Here is a 16,672-nt window from a genome sequence, read left to right as displayed (position 1 = left end):
ACCGCGAATCACTGCGAATCTTTAAAAAGACAAGGGACGGACGCGCGTGGACCTGTTCGAGTACCAGGCGAGGGACCTCTTCGCCAAGCACGGTGTACCGGTGCTGGCCGGTGAAGTCATCGACACGCCTGAGGCGGCTCGCGAGGCCACCGAGCGGCTGGGCGGCAAGTCGGTCGTCAAGGCGCAGGTGAAGGTCGGCGGCCGCGGCAAGGCCGGCGGCGTGAAGCTGGCCGCCACCCCGGACGAGGCCGTCGCCCGCGCGACGGACATCCTGGGCATGGACATCAAGGGCCACACGGTCCACAAGGTGATGATCGCGGAGACCGCTCCCGAGATCGTCGAGGAGTACTACGTCTCGTACCTCCTCGACCGCACCAACCGCACCTTCCTGGCCATGGCCTCGGTCGCGGGCGGCATGGACATCGAGCAGGTCGCCGAGGAGACCCCGGAGAAGCTCGCCAAGGTCCCGGTGAACGCCAACGAGGGCGTGACCATCGAGAAGGCCCGCGAGATCGTCGCGCTGGCGCAGTTCCCGGCCGAGGTTGCCGAGAAGGTCGCCGAGGTCCTCGTGACCCTGTGGGACACCTTCATCGCCGAGGACGCCCTCCTCGTCGAGGTCAACCCGCTCGCCAAGGTCGCCTCCGGCGAGGTCATCGCCCTCGACGGCAAGGTCTCCCTCGACGAGAACGCCGAGTTCCGTCAGCCGGGTCACGAGGAGTTCGTCGACCACGCCGCCGCGAACCCGCTCGAGGCCGCCGCCAAGGCGAAGAACCTCAACTACGTCAAGCTCGACGGTGAGGTCGGCATCATCGGCAACGGCGCGGGTCTCGTCATGAGCACCCTGGACGTCGTCGCCTACGCCGGCGAGAACCACGGTGGCGTCAAGCCCGCCAACTTCCTGGACATCGGCGGTGGCGCCTCCGCCGCCGTCATGGCCAACGGTCTCGAGATCATCCTCGGGGACCCGGACGTCAAGTCCGTCTTCGTCAACGTCTTCGGTGGCATCACCGCGTGCGACGAGGTCGCCAACGGCATCGTCCAGGCGCTCGCCCTGCTGGAGCAGAAGGGCGAGGCGGTCACCAAGCCGCTCGTCGTCCGTCTCGACGGCAACAACGCCGAGCTGGGTCGCAAGATCCTCTCGGACGCCAACCACCCGCTGGTGCAGCGCGTGGACACCATGGACGGCGCGGCCGACAAGGCCGCCGAGCTCGCGGCTGCGAAGTAAGGGCAGAGGTCACAGACTCACATGGCTATCTTCCTCAACAAGGACAGCAAGGTCATCGTCCAGGGCATGACCGGTGCCACGGGCATGAAGCACACCAAGCTGATGCTGGCTGACGGCACCAACATCGTCGGCGGCGTGAACCCGCGCAAGGCCGGCACGACCGTCGACTTCGACGGCACCGAGGTCCCGGTCTTCGGCTCCGTCGCCGAGGCGATGGAGAAGACGGGCGCCAACGTCTCCGTCCTCTTCGTCCCGCCGGCCTTCGCCAAGGCCGCCGTCGTCGAGGCCATCGACGCCGAGATCCCGCTGGCCGTCGTCATCACCGAGGGCATCGCGGTGCACGACTCCGCCGCCTTCTGGGCGTACGCGACCGCCAAGGGCAACAAGACCCGCATCATCGGCCCGAACTGCCCGGGTCTGATCACCCCCGGCCAGTCCAACGCCGGCATCATCCCGGGCGACATCACCAAGCCCGGCAAGATCGGTCTCGTGTCGAAGTCCGGCACGCTGACCTACCAGATGATGTACGAGCTGCGCGACATCGGCTTCACCTCTGCCGTCGGCATCGGTGGCGACCCGGTCATCGGCACCACGCACATCGACGCTCTGGAGGCCTTCGAGGCCGACCCGGAGACCGAGCTGATCGTCATGATCGGTGAGATCGGCGGCGACGCCGAGGAGCGTGCGGCGGACTTCATCGCGAAGAACGTCACCAAGCCGGTCGTCGGCTACGTCGCGGGCTTCACCGCCCCCGAGGGCAAGACCATGGGCCACGCCGGCGCCATCGTCTCCGGCTCCTCCGGCACGGCGCAGGCCAAGAAGGAGGCCCTTGAGGCCGCCGGTGTCAAGGTCGGCAAGACGCCGACCGAGACCGCCGAGCTCGCTCGCGCGATCCTGAACGCCGCTCAGTAAGCAGCGGCCGTACGGCTGAACGGGCGTGGCCCGCACCCCTCGGGGTGCGGGCCACGCCCGTTCGCGTACCAGCTCTCACTCGATCCTCGGCGTGATGCGTGCCGGGCCCGCCTGCGGATCCGTGCGCAGCTTGTCGTGCAGTTGCCTGCTCCGTTCGGTGAGCTGCTGCGGGCCGCTGAGCGGCGGCACCCCGGACACGCTCTCGCCGGGTGCCGGCGGTGGGTCGTACCGGGTGGGTGCGGTCGCCGCCGTGTAGGCGGTGGCGACCGTGATCACCGCGGTCAGGCCGAGTGTCGCCCGGGTCCACTGCCGGCCGCGCCGCTCGCCGCCGCCGCGGACCGTCGCGGCCGGGCGCGGGTCGAGCGGGAAGGGCGGTCGCAGGCCGACGAGCCGCTCCCGCAGCGCCGCGGACTGCTTCTCGACCGGTACGTCGGCCAGTTCGGGGATCCGGGCGGCGAGCTCGGCGTGCGCGTGCAGGATGCGGTTGCCGGCGGCGAGGGTGGTGGCCTCGGTCTCGGCTGCGGTGTCGGGCAGGTCCAGGCCGACGCCGTCGTAGAGCAGGACGGTGCGCCGGTGGAGGGCGGACAGGGCGAGCAGCGCGTCGAGGAGGATCCGGTCGGCGGGATCGGCGGGGAGCCGGTCGGGCTTGCGGTGGGCACGCCGGAACCGGTGCCAGGGGGAGAGCGCGTGCTCGTACGCGATCGCGCGCACCCAGCCTTCCGGGTCCGGGTCGGCGGCCACTTCCGGCCACTGGTCCCAGGCCCGGGTGAAGGCCCGGTCGACGGCCTCCAGGGCGAGGGCACGGCGGCCGGTGAGCAGGTAGGCCTGCCGGGCGAGGGCGGGCGTGGCCCGGTCGTAGAGGGTGTCGAAGGCTTCGGCGGGTCCGTTCAGGGGGTGTACGACCGGCCGGGTGGCCGCGGCGCCGGGCGGGCCGCCCCCGGTGCCGGGGGCGGCGGCGGCCGCCGCGCCTTCGTCCGGGCCGGCCGGACCGCCCCCGCCCCCGGGTGCCCCCTCCACCGGCGGTGCCGCGAGGCCGTCGAGGAAACGTGCGTAGGCGTCCTGCTTGCGGCCGCGCGGGTTCGTGCGCCCGGACTCCCAGTGGCGGACCGTCGCCGCGGTGACGCCCACGGCCGCCGCGACCTCATCGAGCGTCAGTTCCGCGGCCTCGCGCAGTCTTCGGCGCTCGTGCGGGGCGGGCAGGCCCTCGACGCTTCTTGTCATGCCACACTCCCCGCGACCCGGCAGCCCTGAGCAATAAAGTACATAAACGTATATTGGGCGACACCACGGACATTCGCCTGTTACCCGTCCATAGCGCGTGTCGTTGGCACCATGGCGGGGTGACCCAAGTGACCGAACGCGGGACCCGGTTGCCGGCGGCCCCGCGAGCCGGCGTGCGACGGCGTTCGCCGGCCGCCGCCGCATGCGTGGTGGGCGGCGCCGTGGCGGCCGGACTCGGGCTCGGCTTCCTCGCCGTGCTCGTCATCGTCCTGTGGATCAGCTCCCCCTATCCCGACAGCGGCCCCGGTGGTGCCCTGCACCTTGCCGCCGGGCTGTGGCTGCTCGCCCACGGGGCCGAACTGGTGCGGTACGACACGCTCTCCGGCGTACCGGCACCCGTTGGTGTGACACCGCTGCTGCTCATCGGGCTGCCCGTCCTGCTCATGCGGCGGGCGGCCCGACTGGGCGGCGCCTGCGAGGAGGAGGGCGAGGAGGTGCTGCCCGCGACGGCCGTGTTCTCGGCCGTGCTCTGCGGGTACCTCGCCGTCGGCGCGTTCGCCACGGTGTACGCCGCCGGCGGCCCGATGCCGGCCGACCCGATCAGCGCCGCCTGGCACGTTCCGATGGTCGCCGTACTGGCCGCGGCCGGAGGTGTGTGGGGGGCCAAGGGGCGGCCGCTCGGGCCGCTGCCGAACTGGCTGCCGAGAGGCGTGCGCCGCGGCTTCGCGCGCCCTCGGTACGCGCTGGCGCTGCGGGCGGGCGCCGGCGGTGCCCTGGTGCTCCTGGGCGGCGGGGCGCTGCTCGTCGGCGCCTCGCTCGCCTGGCACGGTGCGCAGGTCCAGAGCTCGTTCCTGTCGCTGACCGGGGTGTGGTCGGGCCGGTTCGCGGTCCTGCTGCTCTCGGTCGCCCTGATTCCGAACGCCATGGTCTGGGCGGCGTCCTACGCCCTCGGCCCCGGCTTCGCCCTCGGCGCCGAGGTGACGGCCTCCCCGCTCGGCTTCGCGGGCGCGCCCGCGCTGCCCCGGTTCCCGCTGCTGGAGGCGCTCCCGGCCGCAGGGCCGGGCACCCCGCTGACCTGGACCGCCACCGCGGTGCCGGTGGTCGCGGGGCTGGCGGTGGGCTGGTTCGCGGTGCGCCGGGCGCGTGAGGTCTCGTACGGGGAGACCGCGCTCACGGCGGCGCTCGGAGCGCTGGTGTGCGGCCTGGTGATGGCCGGGCTCGCGGCGGCCTCGGCGGGACCGCTGGGTTCGCGGCGGCTCGCCGAGTTCGGGCCGGTGTGGTGGGCCACGGGAGCGGCCGCCTTCGCGTGGACGCTGCTGCTGGCCGTGCCGGTCGCGGTGGGGGTGCACGCGTGGCGCTATCGCCCGGCGCAGGGACCGGCAGCGGTGGACGCGGACGCTCCGGTGGACGACGACTGGCACGACAGCGGGGTGCGGGAACTGAGGTGGGAGGCGATGCGGAAGGCGTCGGGGGCGCTGGTTCCGGAGATCCCGCCCGAGCCGGTGCCTCCGGCGGTTGCGGCGGCGGTGGCGGCTCCGGTGGCGGCGGCCGCACCTGCGGTCGCGGTGATGCCGGAGACCGCGGCCGCACCCGAGGCCGTGGCGGCTCCGGAGGCGGTACCCCCGGTACGGGCGCGGCGGGCGGTGACGGTGGTGGCCGGGCTGGATCTCGGTCCGAGGCCGGGTCCGGGATCGGGTCCGGGATCGGGTGCGGGGCCGGTGGGCCCGCCGCCGAGTCCGCAGCCGGTGGCCGGGGCGAGGGTGCTGCCCCGGCGAAAACCGCCCGCCTAGCCGTCGCCTAGCCGCCGCCTCCGGGCCCCCGCGCCGGGGACATCGGCGGGGCGGGACCTTCGCATCACGCCCTTAGAGGCGGACCTTCAGGACGTCGCCGACGACGTTGTCCGGCAGGAGGCTGTTGCACTGGAGCTCCGCCGATTTGGTGAGGGCGTCGTCGCGGCAGACGTAGAAGTCCTTGTACGCGAGCTGCAGTGCGTACGAGCTCATGGCCAGCAGGATCGCCAGCGAGGCGGTGACCAGGCCGCTCACCGCCGCGGTGCGCTGGGGGCGGGCCGCCGGGCCCAGCGCGTCCAGGCCCTTGGGGGCACCCGGCTCGCCGGTCGCCGCGGCCGGCTTGCCGCGCAGCGCGCTGATCCCCCAGTACAGGGCGAGCGCGCCCAGCAGCAGGCCGACCGACGGGATCCCGAAGATCCCGAAGAAGAAGCCCCACATGCCGGCCAGCAGCGCGTAGCGGGCACGGCGCTGGATCGGGTCCGTCGGGTCCCAGCGCGCCGGACCCCGTTGGCCGCCCGAGTCCCCCGGGCCGTTCCCGTCGCCGTTCCCGCCGTCGCCGTCGCCGCCGCTGCGCGGCTGCCACGGCTGGTCGGGCCGGCCCTCCGGCGGGGCCGCGTAGGGGTTGTCGTCGGTGGGGGAGTCGGGCTGACGGCGGTCCGGCATCGGGTGTGTTACTTCCCCTGTGTCATGGACGTCACGAGGACATCGAGGCGAGGTGAGGCCAGTTTGCGGCTTGTACGCCAGACGCTACCGCCCGCCCGTCCCCCCGTCCCTCGGGGGCCGTCCGGTGTGCCGGTATCGTTGCAGGCGGTCGGCGGCTTCGTAGGGTTCCCCGTATATCGGTACCCCGGAGATTCGTATGACCACACAAAGACGAACACCGCAATCCCGCGAGAAAGGGCCTCCCATGGCCGCCTCCCGCCTGGTCGTGCTGGTCTCCGGTTCCGGCACCAACCTCCAGGCCCTGCTCGACGCCATCGACGCCCATCCCGGCGGACCCGAGGGCTTCGGTGCCGAAGTCGTCGCCGTGGGGGCCGACCGCGCGGACATCGCCGGCCTGGAGCGGGCGGAGAAGGCCGGGATCCCCACCTTCGTCTGCCCGGTGAAGGACTACGGAAGCCGTGCCGAGTGGGACGCCGCCCTCACCGCGGCGACCGGCGCGCACGCGCCCGACCTCGTCGTGTCGGCCGGTTTCATGAAGATCGTGGGCAAGGAGTTCATCGACCGCTTCGGCGGCCGGTTCATCAACACCCACCCCGCCCTCCTCCCCTCCTTCCCCGGCGCGCACGGCGTGCGGGACGCGCTCGCCTACGGCGCGAAGGTCACCGGCTGCACGGTCCACTTCGTGGACAGCGGCGTGGACACCGGTCCGATCATCGCCCAGGGTGTGGTCGAAGTTCGGGACGAGGACGACGAAGCCGCTCTTCACGAGCGCATCAAGGAAGTCGAGCGACAGCTGCTCGTCGACGTCGTGGGGCGCCTGGCCCGGCACGGCTACCGCATTGAGGGACGAAAGGTAACAATCCAGTGACCGCCGCAGACACCGCAGCGAGCAACGACCCGACCACGACCCAGCGGCCGATCCGTCGTGCGCTCATCAGCGTCTACGACAAGACGGGACTGGAAGAGCTGGCTCTCGGCCTGCACGGGGCGGGCGTCGCGCTCGTCTCCACCGGCTCCACCGCCTCGAAGATCGCCGCTGCCGGGGTGCCCGTCACCAAGGTGGAGGAGCTGACCGGCTTCCCCGAGTGCCTGGACGGCCGGGTCAAGACCCTGCACCCGCGCGTGCACGCCGGCATCCTCGCCGACCTGCGCCTGGAGGACCACCGCAGCCAGCTCGCCGAGCTGGGCGTCGAGCCCTTCGACCTCGTCGTCGTCAACCTGTACCCGTTCCAGGCCACCGTCCAGTCGGGTGCCACTGCGGACGAGTGCGTCGAGCAGATCGACATCGGCGGGCCGTCGATGGTCCGCGCCGCCGCCAAGAACCACCCGTCGGTCTCCGTGGTCACCAGCCCCGAGCGGTACGCCGACGTCATCGCCGCGGCCCAGGGCGGCGGCTTCGACCTCACCGCCCGCAAGCGTCTGGCGGCCGAGGCCTTCCAGCACACCGCCGCCTACGACGTGGCCGTCGCCTCCTGGTTCACGAACGCGTACGCCCCGGAGGGCGAGGAGGGCGCGCTGCCCGAGTTCCTGGCCGGCGCCTGGGAGCGCAAGTCCACCCTGCGCTACGGCGAGAACCCGCACCAGGCCGCCGCCCTCTACACGGACGGTCAGCCGGGCGGACTCGCCAATGCCGAGCAGTTGCACGGCAAGGAGATGTCCTTCAACAACTACGTGGACACCGAGGCCGCGCGCCGCGCCGCCTACGACCACGAAGAGCCGTGCGTGGCGATCATCAAGCACGCCAACCCGTGCGGCATCGCGGTGGGCGCGGACGTCGCCGCCGCCCACCGCAAGGCGCACGCCTGCGACCCGCTGTCGGCGTTCGGCGGTGTCATCGCCGTCAACCGCCCGGTCACCGTCGAGCTCGCCGAGCAGGTCGCGGAGATCTTCACCGAGGTCATCGCCGCCCCCGGCTACGAGGACGGTGCGGTGGAGATCCTGGCCAGGAAGAAGAACATCCGCGTCCTCAAGGTCGACGGCACCCCGCACCAGCCGGGCGACCTCAAGCCCGTCTCCGGCGGCGTGCTGCTCCAGGAGTCGGACGTCTTCCAGGCCGAGGGCGACGACCCGGCCAACTGGACCCTGGCCACCGGCGAGGCCCTGTCCCCGGCGGAGCTCGCCGAGCTGGCCTTCGCGTGGCGGGCCTGCCGGGCCGTCAAGTCGAACGCCATCCTGCTCGCCAAGGACGGCGCCTCGGTCGGCGTCGGCATGGGCCAGGTCAACCGCGTCGACTCGGCGAAGCTCGCCGTCGAGCGGGCCGGTGCCGAGCGCGCGCAGGACTCGTACGCCGCGTCCGACGCCTTCTTCCCCTTCCCGGACGGCCTGGAGATCCTGACCGCGGCGGGCATCAAGGCCGTGGTCCAGCCGGGCGGTTCGGTCCGCGACGAGCAGGTCGTCGAGGCCGCGCAGAAGGCCGGCGTGACGATGTACTTCACCGGGACCCGGCACTTCTTCCACTGAGTTCCGGTCCCGACACGGCGAAGGCCGCGACCCGCACTGCGGGTCGCGGCCTTCGCCGTGTGCGCACGGCGGCGGTCAGTACCGGGGGCGCCGGAAGTAGTCGCCGGCCTTGGCCAGACCGATCACGATGGTCAGGCCGAGGGCGAGGGACACCAGGGACGGCAGCACGGCGAGGAAGACGACGCCGGCCGCGTCGTTCTCGCTCGCATCGAGCGCGACCAGGTACAGGAGCACGCCGGGCGCGGCGAAGAGGGTCTGGAGCGAGCCGAAGATGATGCCGGAGACGCGCACCCCGCCCCGGCCCTTGGCCAGCTTGGCCGCGGTCAGGATGGGCCACAGGGCGTAGGCGATGACGAGCAGGCCCACGACGACGCCGGCGGTCCCGGCGATGGCACCGGCGTCCTCCGCCGAGGAGCCGGAGTAGCCGGTGCCGGAGCTCGACATCGCCGAGGCGAACAGGGCGCCGACGACGATGAGGAACAGGCCGCCCAGTACATGCAGGGCGCCGATGACGAAGAGGACGACGCGGGCCGCTTTCGCCCCGCCGGGCATCTCCACGGGGACGCCCGGACCGCCCGGGAATCCGGCGGGTCCGCCGGGGTAGCCCTGCGCAGCCTGCTGGGGGTAGCCGTAGCCGGGCTGCGGGGCCTGCTGGGGGTAGCCGTAGCCGGGCTGCGCCTGCGGCTGCTGTCCGTACGGGTTGTGCGGGTCGCCGAAACTCATCTGGGGTGTTCCTCCGTGGAAGTGCAGGGACGCACGGCAACGAGCGCGGAGGAATCCTGCACGGTGCGGTCCGCCCCCCGGCACTGCCCGCGGCACTCAGTCGTTTCATCGTGGTCCGGCCCGCGAGGCCTTGTCCAGTTTGCGGTCCCGGCACCCGTCACTTGTTGTGCAAGTGCAATGAACCCTGCGGTTCCGCGAGCACCTTGACTGGAACCCGGGCCACCTCATCCGGGAGGATGGGGGCATGACCGCCCAGATTCTCGATGGCAAGGCCACCGCGGCCGCGATCAAGTCAGAACTGACCGCCCGTGTGGCGGCCCTGAAGGCCCGGGGCATCACCCCCGGCCTCGGCACCCTGCTCGTCGGGGACGATCCGGGCAGCCGCTGGTACGTCAACGGCAAGCACAAGGACTGCGCCGAGGTCGGCATCGCCTCCATCCAGCGCGAACTGCCCGCGACGGCCTCCCAGGAGGACATCGAGGAGGTCGTGCGGGAGCTCAACGCCAACCCGCAGTGCACCGGATACATCGTCCAACTCCCGCTCCCCAAGGGCATCGACACCAACCGGGTCCTGGAGCTGATGGACCCGCTGAAGGACGCCGACGGGCTGCACCCCACCTCCCTCGGCAGGCTCGTGCTGAACGAGCCGGGCCCGCTGCCCTGCACCCCGTACGGAATCGTCGCGCTGCTGCGCCACCACGGCGTCGAGATCGACGGGGCGCACGTCGTCGTCCTCGGCCGGGGGATCACCGTCGGCCGGTCCATCGGCCTGCTGCTGACCCGCAAGTCCGAGAACGCCACCGTGACGCTGTGCCACACCGGTACGCGCGACCTCTCGGGGCTGCTGCGCCAGGCGGACATCGTCGTCGCCGCGGCCGGAGTGCCGCATCTGGTCAAGCCCGAGGACGTGAAGCCGGGCGCGGCCGTGCTCGACGTGGGCGTCAGCCGTGACGAGGCCGGAAAGATCGTCGGCGACGTGCACCCCGGTGTCGCCGAGGTCGCCGCGTGGATCTCGCCGAACCCGGGCGGCGTCGGCCCGATGACCCGCGCCCAGCTGCTCGTCAACGTCGTCGAGGCGGCGGAGCGGACCGGCAGTGCGCACTGAACCGGGTGCCGAGCACGTGAACGGGAGCGGCACGGCCAGGTCCCGCCGCTTTCCGTCCATCACGCGGGACACGGCCCGCCCCGAGGGCAGCGGCCGGGCCGTCCCCGGCGCCGTGTCCACCCCCGCCCGCCAGTGGCCGATGCTCAGCGTGCTCGCCGCGACCGCGGTGGGGCTGCTGACCACCGCGCTCGGGCAGGCCCGGGCCGGGTGCCTGGTGATCGGCGTGGCGCTGATCGCGGCGGCGGTGCTGCGGCGGGTGCTGCCCTCGGTGGGCATGCTCGCGGTGCGCTCCCGCTTCACGGACATGATCACGTACGGGGTGCTGGGCGTGGCGATCACGTTGCTCGCGCTGGTGATGGAGCCCAGGCCGCTGCTGGAGATCCCGTTCCTGGAGAGCGCGGTCCGCTTCACCGTGAGGTGAGCCGCGACGAGGTGAGCACTGAGGTGAGGGCAGCCGTGCGTCGCCGACGCCGGGCCCGCCGTCTGCGAGGCGTCCCCCCGTGACGTGCACGGCGACGCCCTCGTGGGAGGGGGGCCGGATCGGATCTTCCCGGTCGAACGCAGGCCCGGGAACCGGCTCCGCCTTCGAAACGCCGGGGTCCGTGTGCCGCGCACCACAGGGACCCGGGGGTTGGGCCGCGTCCGGGTCGGATAGCCTGACCGCGGATGTCTCTTCACGTCAAGATTTACAGGGGAGCGGCGTCCTCCAGCACATGGGGCAGGGACGCCCCACCGCCAGCTGTCTAACGGAGAAGGCCATGACCCGCACTCCTGTGAATGTCACCGTCACCGGCGCCGCCGGCCAGATCGGCTACGCGCTGCTCTTCCGTATCGCGTCCGGCCACCTGCTCGGCGCGGACGTGCCGGTCAAGCTCCGGCTCCTGGAGATCCCCCAGGGAATGAAGGCCGCCGAGGGCACCGCCATGGAGCTCGACGACTGCGCCTTCCCGCTGCTCGCCGGCATCGACATCTTCGACGACCCGAACAAGGGCTTCGACGGCGCCAACGTCGCGCTGCTCGTGGGCGCCCGTCCGCGTACCGCGGGCATGGAACGCGGCGACCTGCTCGCCGCCAACGGCGGCATCTTCAAGCCGCAGGGCCAGGCCATCAACGCGCACGCCGCGGACGACATCAAGGTCCTGGTCGTGGGCAACCCGGCCAACACCAACGCGCTCATCGCGCAGGCCGCCGCCCCGGACGTACCGGCCGAGCGCTTCACCGCGATGACCCGCCTGGACCACAACCGCGCGATCTCGCAGCTGGCCGCCAAGACCGGTGCCGCCGTCTCCGACATCAAGCGCCTCACGATCTGGGGCAACCACTCGGCGACCCAGTACCCGGACATCTTCCACGCGGAGATCGCCGGCAAGAACGCCGCCGAGGTCGTGGCCGACCAGGCGTGGCTCGCCGACACCTTCATCCCGACCGTCGCCAAGCGCGGCGCCGCGATCATCGACGCCCGCGGTGCGTCCTCCGCGGCCTCGGCCGCCAACGCGGCCATCGACCACGTGCACACCTGGGTCAACGGCACCGCCGAGGGCGACTGGACCTCGATGGGCATCCCGTCGGACGGCTCCTACGGCGTCCCGGCCGGCCTGATCTCCTCCTTCCCCGTCACCTGCAAGGACGGCGCGTACGAGATCGTCCAGGGCCTGGACGTCAACGAGTTCTCCCGCGCCCGCATCGACGCCTCCGTCAAGGAGCTGTCGGAGGAGCGCGACGCGGTCCGCGAGCTCGGCCTGATCTGATCCGTCGCCCCTCCCCGAGGGGCGCGGAACCGCTTGGCCAGCTCGGCGAGCAGCACGCACCGAAGCGCCCCGGCCCCACCAGGCCGGGGCGCTCCGGCGTTCCGGCCGACGGCCTGACCGGCCTGACCGGCCGACGGCCTGACCGGCCTGACCGGCCTGACCGGCCGACCCTGGCCGGGGCCGGGGGTTTCGGCCTCCGGCCCGACTCAGGCCTTGTACATGCCGGGCTTGTAGTGACCCGGCACCATGCGGGTGGTCACACCGAAGCGGTTCCACACGTTGATCGTCGCGATCACCGTGATCAGCTGGGCCAGCTCGCGTTCCTCGAAGTGCACCGCGGCCTTCGCGTACACCTCGTCGGGCACGAAACCGTCGGTCAGGACGGTGACGGCCTCGGTCAGCTCGATCGCTGCGAGCTCCTTCTCGGTGTAGAAGTGCCGCGACTCCTCCCAGGCGGCCAACTGCACGATGCGCTCGACGCTCTCGCCCGCGGCGACCGCGTCCTTGGTGTGCATGTCGAGGCAGAAGGCGCAGCGGTTGATCTGCGAGGCGCGGATCTTGACGAGCTCGACGAGGGACGGATCCAGGCCCTTCTTGGAGGCGATCTCCAGAGCCAGGACGGCCTTGTAGGCCTCGGGGGCGAGCTTCGCCAGGTTCATGCGGGGCGTGTGCTCGGGGGCATGGGCATGGGCATGGGCGTGGGCATGCGGGTGGGTGTGGGAGTCGGTCTGCGGGTGGGCCTGCCGGCCCTCTGCGGTGGTGGTCATGTGCTCCACCGTAGGAGGCAGGCGGCCCGCCGGTATGGTCCATATCCATGACGGATCCTTGGGCCACTTTCGGCGCCGACCTGCACCTGGAGCTCTCCGCCGGGCGCGGCCTGCGGGCCGGGCTGACCGAGGCACTGCGCGAGGCCGCGCGCAGCGGGCGGCTGGCGGCCGGCACCCGGCTGCCGTCCTCCCGCACCCTCGCCGCGGATCTGGGCATCGCCCGCAACACGGTCGCCGAGGCGTATGCCGAGCTCGTCGCCGAGGGCTGGCTCACAGCCCGCCAGGGCTCGGGCACGCGGGTCGCCCGGCGGGCGCGCCCGCGCCGGGCGGCGACCGCCGCCCCGGTCCGGCGCGCCGTGCGCGGCGGACCGGCCTACAGCCTGCTCCCCGGCAGCCCCGACCTGGGCGGATTCCCGCGCGCGGCCTGGCTGTCGGCGGCCCGGCGGGCGCTGACCGACGCCCCGAACGAGGCCTTCGGCTACGCCACCGACGGCCGCGGCCGCGTCGAGCTGCGGAAGGCGCTGGCGGGCTACCTGGCACGGGCGCGCGGCGTGTACGCGGACCCGGACCGGATCGTGCTGTGCGCGGGGTTCCTGCACGGGCTGAAGCTGCTCGCGGCGGTGCTGCGGGCGCGCCGGGTCCGGGAGGTCGCGGTGGAGGGGTACGGCCTGGACTTCCACCGGGCCGAGCTGGTGGGGGCCGGGCTGCGGACCAGGCCGCTCGGGGTGGACGAGGAGGGGGCCCGTACCGGGGAGCTGACGGCCGCGGCGGGCGCGGTGCTGCTGACCCCGGCCCACCAGTTCCCGACGGGCGCGGCCCTGACCCCGGCCCGCCGGGCGGCAGCGGTCGACTGGGCCCGGACCACCGGCGGCCTGATCCTGGAGGACGACTACGACGGGGAGTTCCGCTACGACAGGCAGCCGGTGGGAGCCCTGCAGGGCCTGGATCCGGACCGGGTGGTGTACCTCGGCACGGCCAGCAAGTCGCTCGCCCCGGGGCTGCGGATCGGCTGGATGGTGCTCCCGGCGGACCTGGTGGAGGAGGTGGCCGCCGCGAAGGGGTACACCGACTGGACCTCCAGCGCCCCGGACCAGCTGACGCTGGCGGAGTTCATCGAATCCGGGGCGTACGACCGTCATGTGCGCGGGATGCGGCTGCGCTACCGGCGACGGCGGGACGAGCTGGTGGCGGCGGTGGCAGGCCGGGTCGCGGGCGTGTCCGGGATCGCGGCGGGCCTGCACGCGGTGCTGGACCTCCCGGCGGGCACGGAGCGGTCGGTGCTGCAGTCGGCGGCCTGGCAGGACCTGGCCCTGCACGGGCTCTCCGGCTTCCGCCACCCGCAGGCCGAACTCCCGCCGCGGGACGCGCTGGTCGTCGGCTACGGGACCCCGTCGGACAGTGCCTGGTCCCCGACCCTCGCGGCACTGGTCGCGGCGCTGCCGTGACCTGTCGTGTGCCCGGCGCGGCGCCGGGCCGGAAGCTCTGCCCGGGGCCCCGCGGGGCGAGACCCCGCCCCGCACCGACGCACCGACGCACCGGCGCGGCGGGCGGCCGGGTGGCCGGGTGGCCGGGCGGGCTCAGGACGGCGCTGACGCCGGGGCCGACGGTGGCTCCGGTTCGCCGAAGCGGGAGAGGGCCAGGGAGCCGGCGACCGCCACCGCGAAGCCGGTCACCGCCAGCCACGACAGGCCCTCTCGGGTGCGGTCGCCGAGCCAGGCCACGCCCACCGCCGCCGGGCCGATGGTCTCTCCCAGCACCAGGCCCGCCGTCGCGACCGTCACCGAGCCCCGGGCCAGCGCCGAGGTCAGCAGCAGGAACCCCGCCGCCCCGCCGAGCAGGAGCGCGTACAGGGCCGGATCGGCGAGATCGGTCACCGAGTCGACGAGCCGCACCGAGACCTCCACCACACCGAAGCCGGTGCCCGATCCCAGCCCGAGCACCAGCGCCCGGGGCCCGTCCGGCAGCCCGCCCGCGACCGCGCCGACCAGCAGCACCAGCACCGCCACCCCCAACAGCCCCAGCTTCAGCGCCGGCGAACCCGTCCCGCTGCCCTCCTCCCCGGACGCGAAGCCCAGCATCAGCAGCCCCGCGCACACCACGGCCACCGCGCACCACTCCCGCCGGGACAACCGCACCGCCATCAGCCGCGAGGCGACCACCGCCGTCACGGCCAGACTGGCGGCCAGCGCGGACCCGACGACGTAGATCGGCACGTGCCGCAGCGCGATGATCTGCAGGACGAAGCCGGTGCCGTCCAGGACGAGGCCCAGCACGTAGCGCCACTGCCGCGCGGCCCGCAGCAGCAGCGCCGCGTCCACCCCGGACCCGCTGCCGGGCTCCACCGCCCGTGTCGCGACGGCCTGGAGTACGGACGCCGTACCGAAGCACACCGCCGCACCGAGTGAGCAAATCATCCCAATCAGCACGAACTGACTTTAGGTCACGGATCTCACGGCGGCCGGATTCCATCGGCCGGGGGCCCCGCTCTAGTCTGTCGGGAGCACGCCAGGTTCCAGGGGGAGCAGCAGACATGGACATCAGCAGCACCAACCAGCGCCGGATGCGCTCCGGCGCCGTCGCCCTCGGAGGCATGGGTCTGCTCGCGGCCACCCTGGTGGCCTGCGGAAGCAGCGACGAGCCGGACCGCCGCTGCGCGTCCCGCTCCACGCTGAAACACCTGAACAGCAAGGAGTGCAGGAGCGGCGGAAGCGGCGCGTACTACTACGGCGGCCACGTCAGCAACGGCAAGGTCACCGGCGGAAGCTTCGACAAGTCCGCCGTCACCCGCGGCGGCATCGGCGGCCACTCCAGCTCCAGCGGCGGCTGATCGCCCGATGCAGCGGCACACCATCGAGCCCCGCGCCGACTGGCAGAAGACGGTCGAGGAGCAGGGGCTGATCTACCCCCTCACCCGCTACCCCGACGACTCGCTGCGCCCCTACTGGGACGAGAGCGCCTACTACTCCTTCTCCCTCCCCGAGGTCGAGGCCCTGGAGGACGTCGTCGAGGATCTGCACGCGATGTGCCTGGCCGCGGCCGCGCACATCATCGAGCACGACCGCTTCGCCGACCTCGGCATCACCGACCCGAAGCTCGCCGCGATGATCGCCGAGTCCTGGCGCCGCCGTGCCGAGCAGCCCTTCGTCTACGGGCGCTTCGACCTGCGCTACGACGGCACCGGCAGCCCGGCCAAGATGCTGGAGTACAACGCCGACACGCCGACCTCGCTCGTGGAGGCCGCCAGCGCGCAGTGGTTCTGGATGGAGGAGCGCTTCCCCGGAGCCGACCAGTGGAACTCCCTCCACGAACGCCTCGTCGACGCCTGGCGCCGCCAGGCGGAGCTGCTGCCCCCCGGCCTGCTGCATTTCGCGCACTCCGAGACCGACGAGATCGGCGAGGACCTGATGACGGTCGCCTACCTCCAGGAGACCGCCGACCAGGCCGGCCTGCAGACCCACGCCCTGTCCGTGGAGCAGATCGGCTGGGACAGCCTGTCCGGGCGGTTCGTCGACGACCGGCTCCGGTTCATCCGCAGTTGCTTCAAGCTCTACCCGTGGGAGTGGCTGGCGACCGACGAGTTCGGCCCGCAGGTCCTCGACACCTACGACCACGGCGGCGGCTCCGGCACCACGGCCTGGATCGAGCCGCTGTGGAAGATGCTGCTCTCCAACAAGGCGCTGCTCGCGATCCTGTGGGAGCTCTTCCCGGAGCACCCGAACCTGCTGCCCGCCTATCTCGACGGGCCGCGCGAACTCGCGGAGCCCGGATCGGCCGGCTACGTGGCCAAGCCCCTCCTCGGCCGCGAGGGCGCGGGCGTCACCCTCCACGAGCCGGGCCCGGACGGCGAGCCGTTCGTAGCGGAGCCGGGGGAGCGGTACTGCTTCCAGGGACTGGCTCCGCTGCCCGACTTCGACGGCAACCGGGTGGTGCTCGGCGCGTGGGTGGTCGAGGACGAGGCGGCGGGGCTCGGCATCCGCGAATCCGCGGGGCCGGTCACGGACGCGTACGCCCGCTTCCTGCCCCACGTCATCGTCTAGTGCGGTGACCGGAAGGGTTCA

General features: G+C 72.8%; 16 protein-coding genes. 11 read left to right on the top strand and 5 right to left on the bottom strand.

The features are described 5' to 3' along the window. The first annotated feature begins 46 nt into the window (after positions 1–46). Positions 47–1,225, top strand: a complete 1,179-nt coding sequence (gene sucC / locus AW27_RS12590) for an ADP-forming succinate--CoA ligase subunit beta (RefSeq protein WP_037919079.1) — start codon at positions 47–49, stop codon at positions 1,223–1,225. Positions 1,226–1,246: 21 nt separating this feature from the next. Further along, positions 1,247–2,137, top strand: coding sequence for a succinate--CoA ligase subunit alpha (gene sucD, locus AW27_RS12585; RefSeq protein WP_030764277.1), 891 nt, complete (start codon positions 1,247–1,249; stop codon positions 2,135–2,137). A gap of 75 nt (positions 2,138–2,212) precedes the next feature. On the opposite strand, the gene AW27_RS12580 is transcribed toward sucD, so the two are convergent. Beyond that, a complete protein-coding gene (locus AW27_RS12580) occupies positions 2,213–3,358 on the bottom strand; it encodes a helix-turn-helix domain-containing protein (RefSeq protein WP_037919080.1) in 1,146 nt (381 codons plus the stop codon). Between the two features lie 119 nt (positions 3,359–3,477). On the opposite strand from AW27_RS12580, the gene AW27_RS12575 reads away from it, so the two are divergent. Continuing rightward, positions 3,478–5,148 (top strand): cell division protein PerM, encoded by a 1,671-nt coding sequence (locus AW27_RS12575; protein ID WP_157840199.1) that lies wholly within the window; start codon positions 3,478–3,480, stop codon positions 5,146–5,148. A 72-nt stretch (positions 5,149–5,220) separates the two neighbouring features. Here AW27_RS12575 and AW27_RS12570 read toward each other — a convergent pair whose 3' ends face one another. Then, complete coding sequence (locus tag AW27_RS12570; protein ID WP_037919084.1) at positions 5,221–5,811, bottom strand: hypothetical protein; 591 nt, start codon at positions 5,809–5,811, stop codon at positions 5,221–5,223. Positions 5,812–6,055: 244 nt separating this feature from the next. On the opposite strand from AW27_RS12570, the gene purN reads away from it, so the two are divergent. Both purN and purH read left to right on the top strand, forming a co-directional pair. Next, entirely contained in the window at positions 6,056–6,679 is a 624-nt protein-coding gene (gene purN / locus AW27_RS12565; protein WP_037919087.1) for a phosphoribosylglycinamide formyltransferase, read from the top strand. Further along, positions 6,676–8,271 (top strand): bifunctional phosphoribosylaminoimidazolecarboxamide formyltransferase/IMP cyclohydrolase, encoded by a 1,596-nt coding sequence (gene purH, locus AW27_RS12560; RefSeq protein WP_052030281.1) that lies wholly within the window; start codon positions 6,676–6,678, stop codon positions 8,269–8,271. Before purN ends, purH begins: the two co-directional genes overlap by 4 nt. A 75-nt stretch (positions 8,272–8,346) precedes the next feature. On the opposite strand, the gene AW27_RS12555 is transcribed toward purH, so the two are convergent. Then, the gene (locus AW27_RS12555) at positions 8,347–8,994 is read right to left on the bottom strand and encodes a hypothetical protein (protein WP_037919088.1); all 648 of its coding nucleotides are present in this window, start codon (positions 8,992–8,994) and stop codon (positions 8,347–8,349) included. 244 nt (positions 8,995–9,238) lie between these two features. Here AW27_RS12555 and AW27_RS12550 point away from each other — a divergent pair, with 244 nt between their 5' ends. The 3 genes from AW27_RS12550 (at position 9,239) to AW27_RS12540 (ending at position 11,847) form a co-directional block, all read left to right on the top strand. Next, a complete protein-coding gene (locus AW27_RS12550) occupies positions 9,239–10,099 on the top strand; it encodes a bifunctional methylenetetrahydrofolate dehydrogenase/methenyltetrahydrofolate cyclohydrolase (protein WP_037919092.1) in 861 nt (286 codons plus the stop codon). Next, on the top strand, positions 10,089–10,520 hold the full coding sequence (locus AW27_RS12545) for a DUF3017 domain-containing protein (protein ID WP_037919094.1): 432 nt from the start codon (positions 10,089–10,091) through the stop codon (positions 10,518–10,520). The genes AW27_RS12550 and AW27_RS12545 overlap by 11 nt, the downstream gene beginning before the upstream one ends. 337 nt (positions 10,521–10,857) lie before the next feature. Next, positions 10,858–11,847, top strand: coding sequence for a malate dehydrogenase (locus tag AW27_RS12540; RefSeq protein ID WP_037919096.1), 990 nt, complete (start codon positions 10,858–10,860; stop codon positions 11,845–11,847). A gap of 206 nt (positions 11,848–12,053) precedes the next feature. Here AW27_RS12540 and AW27_RS12535 read toward each other — a convergent pair whose 3' ends face one another. Beyond that, complete coding sequence (locus tag AW27_RS12535) at positions 12,054–12,614, bottom strand: carboxymuconolactone decarboxylase family protein (protein WP_037919098.1); 561 nt, start codon at positions 12,612–12,614, stop codon at positions 12,054–12,056. Between the two features lie 47 nt (positions 12,615–12,661). Between AW27_RS12535 and pdxR the strand changes: the two genes are divergently transcribed. Beyond that, positions 12,662–14,059, top strand: a complete 1,398-nt coding sequence (gene pdxR, locus AW27_RS12530; RefSeq protein ID WP_037919100.1) for a MocR-like pyridoxine biosynthesis transcription factor PdxR — start codon at positions 12,662–12,664, stop codon at positions 14,057–14,059. Positions 14,060–14,191: 132 nt separating this feature from the next. On the opposite strand, the gene AW27_RS12525 is transcribed toward pdxR, so the two are convergent. Further along, positions 14,192–15,040: a DMT family protein gene (locus AW27_RS12525; RefSeq protein WP_236647549.1), complete on the bottom strand. Its 849-nt coding sequence runs from the start codon at positions 15,038–15,040 to the stop codon at positions 14,192–14,194. Between the two features lie 104 nt (positions 15,041–15,144). On the opposite strand from AW27_RS12525, the gene AW27_RS12520 reads away from it, so the two are divergent. Together AW27_RS12520 and AW27_RS12515 are read left to right on the top strand one after the other, a co-directional pair. Further along, positions 15,145–15,441 carry a hypothetical protein gene (locus tag AW27_RS12520; RefSeq protein ID WP_037919104.1) on the top strand — a complete coding sequence of 99 codons (297 nt, stop codon included), beginning with the start codon at positions 15,145–15,147 and terminating at the stop codon, positions 15,439–15,441. 7 nt (positions 15,442–15,448) lie between these two features. Further along, entirely contained in the window at positions 15,449–16,651 is a 1,203-nt protein-coding gene (locus AW27_RS12515; protein ID WP_037919106.1) for a glutathionylspermidine synthase family protein, read from the top strand. The last annotated feature ends 21 nt before the right edge of the window (positions 16,652–16,672 follow it).

It is taken from the genome of Streptomyces sp. PCS3-D2, assembly GCF_000612545.2.
Taxonomy (GTDB): Bacteria; Actinomycetota; Actinomycetes; order Streptomycetales; family Streptomycetaceae; genus Streptomyces.
The sequence above is the reverse complement of the archived record's forward strand: the minus strand, read 5'-3'. Positions and strand labels throughout refer to the sequence as shown.

Bases quoted from the DNA above. Each gene is read 5' to 3' on its own strand.
- AW27_RS12535 (WP_037919098.1), bottom strand. From the start codon at position 12,614: ATGACCACCACCGCAGAGGGCCGGCAGGCCCACCCGCAGACCGACTCC.
- purN (WP_037919087.1), top strand. From the start codon at position 6,056: ATGGCCGCCTCCCGCCTGGTCGTGCTGGTCTCCGGTTCCGGCACCAAC.
- AW27_RS12580 (WP_037919080.1), bottom strand. From the start codon at position 3,358: ATGACAAGAAGCGTCGAGGGCCTGCCCGCCCCGCACGAGCGCCGAAGA.
- pdxR (WP_037919100.1), top strand. From the start codon at position 12,662: ATGACGGATCCTTGGGCCACTTTCGGCGCCGACCTGCACCTGGAGCTC.
- sucD (WP_030764277.1), top strand. From the start codon at position 1,247: ATGGCTATCTTCCTCAACAAGGACAGCAAGGTCATCGTCCAGGGCATG.
- AW27_RS12555 (WP_037919088.1), bottom strand. From the start codon at position 8,994: ATGAGTTTCGGCGACCCGCACAACCCGTACGGACAGCAGCCGCAGGCG.
- AW27_RS12540 (WP_037919096.1), top strand. From the start codon at position 10,858: ATGACCCGCACTCCTGTGAATGTCACCGTCACCGGCGCCGCCGGCCAG.
- AW27_RS12515 (WP_037919106.1), top strand. From the start codon at position 15,449: ATGCAGCGGCACACCATCGAGCCCCGCGCCGACTGGCAGAAGACGGTC.
- AW27_RS12570 (WP_037919084.1), bottom strand. From the start codon at position 5,811: ATGCCGGACCGCCGTCAGCCCGACTCCCCCACCGACGACAACCCCTAC.
- AW27_RS12550 (WP_037919092.1), top strand. From the start codon at position 9,239: ATGACCGCCCAGATTCTCGATGGCAAGGCCACCGCGGCCGCGATCAAG.
- AW27_RS12520 (WP_037919104.1), top strand. From the start codon at position 15,145: ATGGACATCAGCAGCACCAACCAGCGCCGGATGCGCTCCGGCGCCGTC.